We start from the raw sequence: 12023 nt of genomic DNA on the forward strand, positions 1-12023 counted from the left end.
GACGGAGTAGCCAGGTGACGCTACTTCGTCCGAGGAGTACAATTATAAACAACATCGAACAGGCCTTTTTGATTTTATAAGCATTTTGTCAACATTTTGCGGTACCAGTATGACTTACCGGGTTCAAGTCCGGCCTAAAGAAACTAAAACGTTGGGTAGTAGGTCAGGAACTGGCCGAATCGATGCCTGGGGAGTTAGGCCCACTGGAGCTTACAATGAACCAGGAAGCTCCGTGACTTTGCTTATGCTCTTGGAAGCCCCTTCCTAAAGCGTTAGCGAAGGGAGGGCAGTTCACACATTGCTTGTGTGTTCTTCCAGTGGTAAAGCTACCGGTCGGGTTTGCCGTACAGTTTGTTCCCTTAGCTTCACCAGGCGGGGGATTTGCTTTTCCTCTTATCCATCAACAGGTTGAACCGGAGCATCTTCTCGTTGATCTTCTTCCTCAGCCCGGTCTTTTCTTCATCCCCATAGCAGCAGTCCAGATGTTTTTGCAGCGAGACGATATCCTTTTGCAGTTGTAGTTCCTCGGGCAGAATGCCGGCATTCTTGAGAATAACATAGGCCGCCCGCAGTTCCTGGGGCACAGAGGAAAGGTCATCCAGGCGCAAAGGCTTCCCCTGGCCGGGAAGATTTTCGAACTCGCCATTCCTTATGGCTTCCCTTATCTTTTCTTCGGCGATGCGGCTGAAAATCTCCAAGGCTGTCACCCTTTCGAAAATGTTTACCAAATTAATGGAATCAAACGATAACGTGTTTTTAAGCAATAATTCTTGTACCCGGGAAGGTCCCGCAGCAGCACTTCTTCCTCGATTATTATTCTTATTACATTTAATGGTATACAGAGAAGAAAAGGTATTATTGCCCAGTAGGAACCCAGCGCAAGAGGGGTGAACAACAGCATTAACAACAGCCCCACGTACATCGGATGGCGAACAATGGCGTAAGGTCCGGTTGTTATGACCTGTTGTTCTTTTTCCACCTGGATGATAGTTGAAGCATAGCTATTTTCCTTAAAAACAAAGAAAATGAACAGATAGCCCAAGAAAACAATGGCATTCGCCGCAATGATCATCCAAACAGGCACATTTGACCAGTGAAAACGGTAATCAAGGCCGGGAACCAGGTAACCTGCTAAATAAAAGTTTAAAAAGGCCGGGACCTTTCTTGTATTTTCCTTTTCCCTTAACTTCGTTCGTCTGGATAAAAGCCCGGGGTTTTTCTTCAGAAAATAGACAGTAATAAAAAGTGTCATTGCAGAGAATTCAAACCAATAAATCCATGCCTCCCAATACTTAAACGAACCTGCCGGAAGAAATAAGACAGCTCCCAGCACAATCATAATAATTAACGGCATAAGAATAGTTTTAAACCTGGACATGTTGCCTTCCATAGAAGTGCCTCCTCCTCTCTCCATTCCATCTTGGCTGTCAACAGTATTTGCTTTATGATCCGGGTCCTTTAATACCGCCGGGATGTTCATGGCCGCCGGTAATCCAGGATGGTACTGGTGAACCATGCTTTTCAAACCCTCAGGGTTTGGAATTAAGATACTTTTCAAGGAGCTGCTTATGTTTCATTTGAGCCGGCGAAAGAACACGGGATACCATCCCATTGAGTAAGCCGTCATGTTTCGGTCTCGGCTTATTGCACAACATCTCCTCCAACTGAGGTATGCTTTTGATAAACTCCGCGGATTCCCGGGCAAGGGTTTCAATTTCCGGATCATCCTCGTCCAGATGGGCCAGCCTGGCAAGACGCGCTCCAAAATTCAAAGAGGTCTGATAGTGCTCAGGGTGCGCTTTAAAATACTCGGCCAGGGTTTGATAAGTATCCTGATAATCACCCCACCGGAAATCATCCATGATGCTGCGCAGCTTCTGCTGCTGGTCGAAGAGTTCCGGGCAGGTTCGGGCATATTTTTCAATTTGATCCGGCCCCAGTATCTCTGTGAGCATTTGAAAAGAAGGGGAGCCGCAAACATCCTCATCTAGGTGCGCCAGGTCTTTATCCAGCAAAGCTTCGATCCTTGCAACCCGCTCTTCAAGGCTTTTTATCTGGTTTAGAAGCTCAACCTGCAAGGACTGCAAGGCTTCCCGTAAAGTTCGTTTATTTTGTGTGTCTCCCAGCATTTCTTTGATACGTGTCAGATCCATACCCAGGGATTTTAAGCGTTTGATTAACCGCATACGGGAAAGTTCCACCGGCCCGTATAAACGGTATCCCCCCGGAGAGCGCTCCGGTTCTTGCAGTAAACCAATTTTGTGGTAATAGAGAATGGTTTTTAAAGTAGTTCCGGTTAATTTAGCAAAATCGCTTATTTTTAATCGATTCTCCACCGCTATCCCACCTTTTTAACCAGTATAAACCCCGCCCTAAGGGTCGAGTCAACCCATTGCAACGGCCGGAGAAATGCGACAGGGGACGGTTCCCGGGTGTCGCAAAATTTTAAGGATAGTAATGCATGGCTATCCAGCCCTGTTTTGATAGAGCATGGAAAATAAAACCAGTGATAGATACTGGTTTTATTTTTTGGAACAGCTTGTTCGTTATATTACTTGTCTTAATATTAGAAATATTTTATAATGTTATGTAAATTCATAATAATATTACGGAGAGTGATGAGAAAGGATTTGCGGCTGTGTTGTCTGGTTTCCGTCAGTTAATTAATTAAAGGAGAGTGTTTTGAGAAATGATGCAACACCCGTTACTGCTTCACACCATGCTGGAGAGGGCCAGAAATGTATTTCCTAAAAAAGAGATCATATCCAGGGATTATTCCGGAATGTTCAGGTACAATTACGGCGAATTTTACGTGCGGGTTTGCAGGCTTGCCAATGTGTTGCAAAAACTGGGTGTCGGTAAAGGTGACAGGGTGGGCACCCTGGCCTGGAACAACCACCGCCATTTGGAGCTGTATTTTGCCATTCCCTGTTCCGGCGCTGTTTTAAATACCTTAAACCTTCGCCTGTTTACGGAACAGTTGATTTATGTAATAAATCACGCCGAGGACAAGGTTATTTTCGTGGATGAGGATCTGATTCCCCTGCTTGAAGGAATCAAGGAACAGCTTACCACGGTTAAAAGCTATGTGATTATGACGGACAAAAAGGAATTGCCGCAGACTTCCCTTTCCCCGGTATATTCCTATGAGCAGCTTTTGGCCGAGGCCGGAACGGAATACATATTCTCCAGGGACGTTGATGAGGAAACGGTGGCGGCCATGTGCTACACCACCGCCACCACAGGCAATCCCAAGGGGGTAATGTATACTCACCGGGCGCTGGTGCTGCATTCCCTTTCCGAGTGCATGCCGGACGCCCTGGGGCTTTCCGAATCCGATGTGATAATGCCGGTGGTGCCCATGTTCCACGTGAATGCCTGGGGACTTCCCTTTTCCGCCACCTGGGTGGGGGCCACCCAGGTATTTGTGGGATCCCGGCCGGACCCCAAGGTGCTCTGCGACCTGATGCAGAATGAAAAGGTTACCATAACCGCGGGGGTGCCCACCATATGGATGGGTGTTTATGCCCTGATTAGCAAGCAAAACTATGATTTAAGCAGCCTGAGGAAAATAATAAACGGCGGTTCCGCCTTGCCGGAGGCGCTGCTGAACGGCTACAGGGAAAAGCTGGGCCTGGATATAACCCATGCCTACGGGATGACCGAAACCACCCCCCTGGTGCTGAGCTGCCAGTTAAAGGCCTATATGAAGGACTGGCCGCAGGATAAGAAAAACAAAATACTGCTAAAACAGGGTACCATTGTACCCGGACTGGAAATGCGGGTTATCGACGATATGGGCAACGATGTGCCCAGGGACGGTAAAACCATGGGCGAGCTGGTACTGCGGGGCCCGTGGATTACCAGTGAATATTACAAGGATCCCGAGCGCAGCAAGGAGGTAATAACCCCCGACGGCTGGTTTAAAACCAACGATATAGTCACCATTGACGAAGAAGGCTACGTGCAGGTGGCTGACAGAACCAAGGACCTGATTAAGAGCGGCGGGGAGTGGATTTCCTCGGTGGACCTGGAAAACGCCATCATGTCCCATCCGGCGGTGGCAGAGGCCGCTGTCATCGCCATTCCCCACGATAAATGGGACGAGCGTCCGATGGCTTGCGTGGTGCTTAAACCGGACCGGACAGAAAATGTGTCCGAGCAGGATATTCTGGACTTTCTTGATGGTAAAATAGTGAAATGGTGGATGCCCGACAGGGTTGTATTTATTGATGAGGTGCCTAAAACCAGCGTGGGCAAATTTGACAAAAAGGTACTCCGCCAGCAGTACACCGGCAGGTAGTGCGGACCGTTTCAACGGCGTTTGTTAAAGTTTTTAAATTAAGCGCCGATATCAATTAGTAAAGGCAGGCTTAGAAAAACCCCCGCCAAGGGGGCTGTTGAAAAACTGCATTTTGCATTAAGAGCGTCTGAAAACTCATGAAGTTCAAGGGTTGTCAGACGCTTTTCCTTCCGGAATATTAGTTCGGCACCCGAAGAAAGGCTGATATATTTGGAGCCCCGCCATTTTAAAGTCCGGTTTAAAAATAAATTTGCCGATTTGTTTCCCGTGGTCCCCGGGGAAGACAGGGAGATTATTGCAAGGACCTTAACTTATGCAAATATTTACCGGCTGCGTATCATTGCCTGGCTCTTAATTGCCTTTACCCTGATACTCATTTTTATTCAACTGGTATATACAAAAAAAGTCCACCTGGCGCAGGCCCTTGAAATAGCTCCGTATGTGATGCTGATAAGAATCATATTACTGGTGGTCTCCGCAGCTTTTTTAATCATGTCCGGGAAACCGGAATCACCCCATGCCATTACCCGCCGCCATTATTTTTGCGAGTCCTGGTTTGTACTGGCAAATCTCATTGGGTACGCGATTTTATCCGGTCTTATACAGTCCGCGGGACCTGGCATAGCGTCTTCATATCTTATGGCGATCCTGGTTTCCGCCGCATTTTTGTATATAAATTTGGCGAAGAGTTTTTTTATTTATACCGTGGCCTGGTCGGTCTTAAGCATAATGGTCTGGTGTTTTCAATACAATTGGGTTGTGGCCTTTTCGGCATTTCTCAATGGCAGCTTTATGACCGTTATAGCTCTGGTTGTATCACGTATAATATATGCCGGCAGGGTTAAGGATTTTCTAAATCAGAAGACCATTGAGCTGCAGAAAGATAAGCTGGCCGCATCCAATAAGATGTTCAAACGCCTTTCCTACCTGGATTCCCTAACCAATATCCCCAATAGGCGATACTTTGACGAGTTTTTCTCCAGAGAATGGAAACGCGCTGTTCGGCAGCGTGAATTATTAAGTTTAATCATGGTGGATATCGATCAGTTTAAAATGTTTAACGATACTTATGGACACCAGGCCGGAGATGATATTCTGGTTCAGGTGGCTACCGCCTTAAGCAATATTGTTAAGCGCCCGGGTGATTTAGTCGCCCGCTACGGGGGCGAAGAATTTTCCGCCATTCTGCCGGACACGGATATAGCCGGCGCCCGGCGGATTGCCGGCCGCATGCGCCAGGTAGTTGAGGAGTTAAACATTAGCCACCCCCGCACCCCAACCGGACATTTGACCATCAGCCTTGGCGTGGCCTGCGTGCGGCCCTGCTCCGGCGAGTTGCCGGAAAATATTATTGAAGCCGCCGATAAGGCTCTTTACCGGGCCAAAAAGGCCGGGGGCAACCAGAGTAACTGGACAGACTTAAATAAGCCGTAAGTTGAAAACAGGCAGGCTTTGCAAAAATCACCACCAGGAACCCCGGCAGTGCCCTGAAAAACTCCAGCCCGCCCCGGGGCGACTCGGTTACCCGGAAAACATCCGAAATGTAGTTATTGAAAGTAGGGTCGTAGAGGCCGGTGTAAATCCCCAGAAAAAACCCCGATAAACAGAAAAGAAAGAAATCCTTTTCTTTTCCTTTTAGTTTATTGATTAGCATTTATGCTCGGTTTCTATTGGGAGAAGTGAGAGGTTGGAGGCGGGATACCTGCGGGAATTTGCGCTACGCAAATCCCTTCTATTCCCGCTTCTCACTCAGGGCAGGCGCTGCAGGCGGAAAACCCGGGGCAGCTTTTTTAAATTTCTTTCCCTGTCACGGGAATCTTCCTGCACCAATCTGTAAATTTTATCATTCTTCAGCAGTTCCCGCCAGACTTCGGTCACGGTGTCAATAAAATCTTTTCTTAAGGGGAAATCCTTTAGAATAAGAGGGCACCGGTAGGGCAGTTTCATGGTTTCGTGTATAATAAGCAGGCTGCCGTCCTCCAGCAGGTGCGGCGCCAGGGGAAACAGGCGGCAGCTTAAAGGGCGGGCCTTTCTTGGGCAGGGAGGAGCGCATTTAACAAAAAAAACCGGGTATTCCCAGTTATCGGGGAAGTCGTACAACCCGGGGTCATGTCTTTCATATTCCAGCCACGGCTCATCGCCGCTGAACATTACCTCCTCCCCGGGAAAGAGGTACATGCCCAGGGCTTTATTGCCATGGGGCCGGCAGCACACGCTGCCGCATAACTCTCCGCAGTCCTTATCCAGCGGAGTGACGTTTTCAGTTATTTGGTAAAGATACTTATAGTCCGGCATGCTTAATACAGCTATCTCCAATTTTAACTTTCCCGCCGGAAAGTCTCCATTCCGAGCCTTCCTTACCGGCGAAGCGAGGGCGAAGGGGGGTGTTTTACAGGGCGTTTAACCCCAGCATCATTTTCTTTACCTTTTCAGTTATGTCGCTGAAAAAAAACTCCAGGTCGCTTTCCACCCACTGGGCGGCCTCGTCTATTAGCCTTGCCACCCTGGGCAGGTTTATTCTGATTCGGTGTTTGTAGTACATTTGGAAGTCATATTTGCGGGCCAGGGATTCCGGGGTGGATTTTTCCAGGTCTATATAGTCCGGAAAATGGGCAATACGGCCGTAAAAGGGCAACGGATCCCGGCCGAAAAAAGCTCCGGACTGCCGGCCTATTTCATCTATTAATTCCCCGTTGTCAAAGGCCTGGCGCAGTATTTCACCATAGGGCCTTTTCTGGCTTACATGCAGCTCAATACCCATTTCCACGATGTTGTGCGCCTTCCACCAGCCCATTTCACCGGGTATATTGCAGGCCTCAATGGTGGGATCTATGAAACGCCGCCCTTTTTCGAAACAGTATCCCCTCTCATAGGGGGGGTTTTTCTCGTCCCCGTAGTAATCCAGCCCGTCCGGCTCCACGCCGTGGGTTATATTGCCCCTGGCGAAGTCAATCATGACAGCATCGTGGCGCATAAAGTCCAGCAATTCCCTGCCGCTGCTGTGGGAGATGTCTCGGTTAACCCCTGCGCCGATAGCCATATCCGGGAAGATGCTGCCCAGGGCGACAGCGTCATTTAACTTTCCCAGCACCCTCTCGGCAAAGTAAACGTGGGTTTGCGGAAACAAATAATATACCTCCCGTCATGCATAATATTTATTGTTCGACGGCCGGCCGGTCCTTCCTGCGTGGTACGGCCAAATATAAAAAATCCTCAGAAGCCATTGACCTGGAACAGATGTTCTGCTATTATAACGATAGAACATATGTGCGGAAGGGAAGGGTGGTAAAAATGTCTACGGCAAGCCAGACAAAAATATTCAGCGGTGATTTTAAAATAAGGTGGTCCTTCAACCTTTATCCCAATTCCGCCGCAAAGCGGGGCAGAGCCGGGATATTGTTGCAAAACGTATATTTGCCGGAGGCCGTTCAAAAACAAGCATGGCGCGAAAGGCAAAGCCGGGCGGCGGTTTATTCCTCAACCGCGGCGGACAAAGCTGTGCGCTGGCTGGAAAAAGAAGATTCTTCCACTGTAAAGGCCGCCTGCTATTCGTTTTTTTCCCTGACTGCCTTATATATCGGGGGACACCTGGTTAAGGCGCTATTTAGTTAACAATACAATAGTTTAATATTATGTTAATAATAGAAAATCCTTGCACCTGGTGCAAGGATTTTCATTTTAAGACAGCTTCAATATTCCCATTCAAATTGTCCCACTTCCGGCTGGCCTGCCATGGCGTCCTTCATTATCCCGGATATTTCCTCCAGCCGGGCGGGGGTTTTGGCTTCACAGCGGGCCACCAGCACGGGTTGGGTATTTGAGGCTCGCACCAGTCCCCAACCGTCTCCGAAAAGAACCCTCACACCATCTACGTCAATCACTTCGTACTTGTCCCGGAAATAGTCCTGCAGCCGTTTAACCACGTTAAATTTAACGCCGTCCGGGCAGGGCACCCTGGTTTCCGCAGTGGAGTAGTATTTGGGCAGGTCTTTGACACTGGCTGACAGGGGGCGGCTGGAGTTGGACATCATTCTCAGGAGTCTGCCGGTGGCATAGAACGCGTCGTCGTATCCGTAATACTCGTCGGCAAAGAACATGTGGCCCGACATTTCTCCGGTGAACGGGGCGTTTAACTCTTTCATTTTGGCCTTGATTAGTGAATGCCCGGTTTTATAGAAAACAGGTTTTCCGCCTAGGCGCCGGACCTCGTCCACCAGGGTCTGGGAGCACTTTACTTCTATGATTGCCGGGGCTCCGGGGTGTTTGGAAAGTATTTCCGGCCACATCAACGCCATAAACTGATCCCCCCAGATGACCTCTCCCGTATCATCCACAACCCCTATGCGGTCAGCGTCCCCGTCGAAGGCCACTCCCACATCCGCCTTTTCCGACAGCACTGTTTTAATGAGTCCCTGCAAATTTTTCCTTTTTACCGGGTCCGGATGGTGATTTGGAAAATCCGGGTCAGGCTCGCAGAAAAGAGGCACCACGTCACAATACCAGGATTTTACTATATCCTGGGCAAAGTAGGAGGCCGTGCCGTTGCCGCAGTCAAGCACAACTTTGAGTTTTTTATTCCCCAGCGAGATTTTTTCCTGGAGCATTTGTTTGTAATCCGGTACCGGATCCCTGGAGGAAATTTGGCCGGTCCCGGTTTCAAAATCACCGGTTTCGATCAGCCGGCGCAGGCTCTGTATTTCCTCCCCATGGATAGTGGCGGGCCCCAGTGCTATTTTAAAGCCGTTATCCTCCGAGGGGTTATGGCTGCCGGTGATCATCACTCCCGCTTCAATTTCGTATTTTACCCTGGCGTAATAAAATATGGGCGTTACCACTGTGCCGATATTGATAACATTGCACCCGGTGGAGAGCAGTCCTACGGTAATGCTTTCACTGAGCCTGGGGGAGCTCCGGCGGTTGTCCATGCCTACCAGAACATCCGTTAGCCCTTTTCTGCGCACGGTGGTACCAAAGGCCTTTCCCAACAAAATAACGGTTTCATTTGTCAGATCACGATCGGCTTCTCCCCGGATGTCATATTCTCTGAATATATTTGCATTAACCTGCATATACTCTCCCCCTGTCTATTTTGTTTGCAAATACCATTACATTCCTTTTTTGCCAATATGCATTTTATACGCCATATTAATGTCTTATCCTTCCGTGAGATAATATTTTTTATAGTGCAGATAAACGCCGTCGTTGATATTAGTCAATGCGGCATCCGCTCGGTGGTTTTGTCAAGCCGCCGGAAGCTATAAGCGGGAATTACATGGTGGCTCTGGATATTTTTTGGCGGGCAGGATAATTTTATGCATATTCCCTACTGTGAAAGGGCTGTTTTGTGACGGGAGCGGACTTTTGGCCGATTCCGGGGAATATTAAGCAAAGTTGGCAAATATAAAGGAACAGTCTGTTTTTCGTCGAAAATTTACTCTAAATACTAAAGGTGCAGCTACGATAATAAGGCGGTGAAATGCGGAAGTGCCTAGGTTGATAGCGGATTTACACGTTCACACCACTGCTTCCGACGGTTCCGACGCTCCGGAAACAGTGGTTGTTAAGGCTGCCGCCCTTGGCCTGGCGGCTCTGGCCATAGCCGATCACGATACCCTGGAAGGAGTGGAGGAGGCTATTTTGGCCGGCGCCAGGCACGGTGTGGAGGTGCTGCCGGCAATTGAACTGGGAAGCCAGCTTGGAGACAGGGAGGTTCACATGCTTGGCTATCTGGTAGATACCGGCCATAAGGAGTTTTTGGACCGCCTGTCTTTTTTTCGCGATTCCCGCCTGAAAAGGGCGTTTAGAATGGTGGAAAAGCTGCAGCGGCTGGGGATTGACCTGAAACTTGAAAGGGTCCTGGAGATAGCGGGCCAGGGCTCCGTGGGAAGGCCGCACATAGCCAGGGCTCTTCTGGAGGCCGGAGCGGTGGAATCAATGGGGCAGGCCTTTGAAAAATACATAGGCAACGGAAAGCCGGCTTTTGAGCCCAGATATAAATGTTCCCCCTCCGAGGCGGTGCGCATCATTCGCAGTGCCGGGGGAGTGGCGGTTTTTGCCCACCCGGGGATGGCCGGCTGTGATCAGATTATTCCTTCCCTGGCCAAGGAAGGGCTGCAGGGCCTGGAAGTATACCATCCGGCCCACGACAGCGCGGTCAGTGAGCATTACGCCAGGATTTGCCGGCAGTGGGGACTGCTGGCCACCGGGGGATCGGATTACCACGGAAGCAGCCACCGGGAGCACAATATGCTGGGTGAGGCAACCGTTGATTATAATGTTGTCCTTGAACTAAAAAAATTGGCGGGCCGGTTCTGATAATTATCAGGAGCAAAAGGCCGGCTGCCTGCCGCTGAAATTTACCGTTTTTATATCGCTAACAGCCTGTAAGACCCCGTCCTTAAAGGCAGGGGATAAGGCTCGCTTATATTTTCAGACGTTATAATTAGACCTTTAATTAATTGTCAAGGGGGAGTAAGGCATGCGCACCGCGGATCGCGTTGACGGGCTGGGTTCGGCCATATTTAACGAAATGGAAGTGTTGAAAAAGAAGGTGGAGTCACGGGGGATTACGGTTATTAATCTGGGGGTGGGAACCCCGGACCGGCCTCCGGCTCCGCATATAATTGAGGCCATGCACAGGGCCCTGGACAATCCCCGGAATTACGTTTACCCCCTGGAGGGCATGCCCGAGCTTTACCGCGCCCTGGCCGGCTGGTACCACAGGAGGTTCGGGGTTCAGCTGAATCCGGACAGCGAGGTTCTGGTGCTGATGGGGTCCCAGGACGGGCTGGCCCACCTGGCCATGGCATATATTAATCCCGGGGACATCGCCCTGATCCCGGACCCGGGTTATCCCATATACTCCTGCGGGATAAGGCTTGCCGGGGGGGAGGTATATCCCCTGCCGCTTCTGGAGAAAAACTCTTTTTTGCCGGATCTGGAGGCTGTTCCGGAGGATGTGGCCCGGCGGGCGAAATTGATCTGGCTGAACTACCCCAACAATCCCGTGGCGGCCAACGCGGACAGGAATTTTTTTGAAAAGGCGGTGGCCTTCGGCAGGAAATATGACATACTTGTCTGCCACGATGTGGCTTATTCGGAATTGGCCTACGACGGCTTCAAACCCATGAGTTTTCTGGAGGTGCCCGGGGCCAGGGAGGTGGGAATAGAGTTTTATTCCCTGTCCAAAACATACAACATGGCCGGTTGCAGAATAGGTTTCGCGGTGGGCAACAGCACGGTGCTGGAGGCTCTGGGAAGGGTTAAGAGCAATATAGATTACGGCGTTTTCCGGGTGGTGCAGGAGGCGGGCATCGCAGCGCTGGAGGGACCCCAGGATTGCGTGGAGGAAAATGCCAGGACCTACCAGAGGAGAAGGGATATATTGGTGGACGGTCTGGCCGGACTGGGCTGGAATATGCCCAAGCCCCAGGCGTCCATGTTTGTATGGGCCCCGCTGCCTCCTGGATATGATTCTTCCTGGAAGTTCTGCCTGGAGATGCTGGACAAGGCCGGTGTGATATTTATCCCGGGGGTGGCCTTCGGGGACAACGGGGAAGGGTATGTCAGGATAGCCCTGGTGCAGGAGGAAGCCATTCTTGAAGAAGCGGTTAAACGCATGGCAAATGCATTTAACTTCAGGGGCAGGTAAACATTAACCATCGCCCCGCCGCAAGCCGCAAAAGTCTAACCTACGCCCTGAAAGCATATATTATGAACA

General features: G+C 50.0%; 11 protein-coding genes. 5 read left to right on the forward strand and 6 right to left on the reverse strand.

Annotated elements, in window-relative coordinates:
* Positions 1-365 precede the first annotated feature (365 nt).
* From DCCM_RS04265 to DCCM_RS04275, 3 genes are all read right to left on the reverse strand, one after another.
* Positions 366-698: a DnaJ family domain-containing protein gene (locus DCCM_RS04265; RefSeq protein WP_104371209.1), complete on the reverse strand. Its 333-nt coding sequence runs from the start codon at positions 696-698 to the stop codon at positions 366-368.
* Between the two features lie 23 nt (positions 699-721).
* Entirely contained in the window at positions 722-1390 is a 669-nt protein-coding gene (locus DCCM_RS04270; protein WP_104371210.1) for a methyltransferase family protein, read from the reverse strand.
* 139 nt (positions 1391-1529) lie between these two features.
* Entirely contained in the window at positions 1530-2336 is an 807-nt protein-coding gene (locus tag DCCM_RS04275) for a helix-turn-helix domain-containing protein (protein WP_104371211.1), read from the reverse strand.
* Between the two features lie 353 nt (positions 2337-2689).
* Between DCCM_RS04275 and DCCM_RS04280 the strand changes: the two genes are divergently transcribed.
* Both DCCM_RS04280 and DCCM_RS04285 read left to right on the forward strand, forming a co-directional pair.
* Positions 2690-4303, forward strand: coding sequence for a long-chain fatty acid--CoA ligase (locus tag DCCM_RS04280; RefSeq protein ID WP_104371212.1), 1614 nt, complete (start codon positions 2690-2692; stop codon positions 4301-4303).
* A gap of 210 nt (positions 4304-4513) precedes the next feature.
* Complete coding sequence (locus DCCM_RS04285) at positions 4514-5737, forward strand: GGDEF domain-containing protein (RefSeq protein WP_104371213.1); 1224 nt, start codon at positions 4514-4516, stop codon at positions 5735-5737.
* A gap of 315 nt (positions 5738-6052) precedes the next feature.
* On the opposite strand, the gene DCCM_RS04290 is transcribed toward DCCM_RS04285, so the two are convergent.
* Both DCCM_RS04290 and DCCM_RS04295 read right to left on the reverse strand, forming a co-directional pair.
* Positions 6053-6619, reverse strand: coding sequence for a hypothetical protein (locus tag DCCM_RS04290; protein WP_231702647.1), 567 nt, complete (start codon positions 6617-6619; stop codon positions 6053-6055).
* 73 nt (positions 6620-6692) lie between these two features.
* Positions 6693-7430 (reverse strand): hypothetical protein, encoded by a 738-nt coding sequence (locus DCCM_RS04295; RefSeq protein WP_231702648.1) that lies wholly within the window; start codon positions 7428-7430, stop codon positions 6693-6695.
* A gap of 164 nt (positions 7431-7594) precedes the next feature.
* Between DCCM_RS04295 and DCCM_RS04300 the strand changes: the two genes are divergently transcribed.
* The gene (locus DCCM_RS04300; protein WP_128739086.1) at positions 7595-7915 is read left to right on the forward strand and encodes a hypothetical protein; all 321 of its coding nucleotides are present in this window, start codon (positions 7595-7597) and stop codon (positions 7913-7915) included.
* A gap of 77 nt (positions 7916-7992) precedes the next feature.
* Here DCCM_RS04300 and DCCM_RS04305 read toward each other — a convergent pair whose 3' ends face one another.
* On the reverse strand, positions 7993-9372 hold the full coding sequence (locus tag DCCM_RS04305) for a phosphomannomutase/phosphoglucomutase (RefSeq protein ID WP_104371215.1): 1380 nt from the start codon (positions 9370-9372) through the stop codon (positions 7993-7995).
* A 415-nt stretch (positions 9373-9787) separates the two neighbouring features.
* Here DCCM_RS04305 and DCCM_RS04310 point away from each other — a divergent pair, with 415 nt between their 5' ends.
* Both DCCM_RS04310 and DCCM_RS04315 read left to right on the forward strand, forming a co-directional pair.
* Positions 9788-10618, forward strand: coding sequence for a PHP domain-containing protein (locus tag DCCM_RS04310; RefSeq protein WP_307718795.1), 831 nt, complete (start codon positions 9788-9790; stop codon positions 10616-10618).
* Between the two features lie 163 nt (positions 10619-10781).
* Positions 10782-11954: an LL-diaminopimelate aminotransferase gene (locus DCCM_RS04315; protein ID WP_104371217.1), complete on the forward strand. Its 1173-nt coding sequence runs from the start codon at positions 10782-10784 to the stop codon at positions 11952-11954.
* Positions 11955-12023: the final 69 nt, after the last annotated feature.

Source organism: Desulfocucumis palustris, from assembly GCF_002933875.1.
GTDB classification, from domain to species: Bacteria; Bacillota; Desulfotomaculia; order Desulfotomaculales; family Desulfocucumaceae; genus Desulfocucumis; species Desulfocucumis palustris.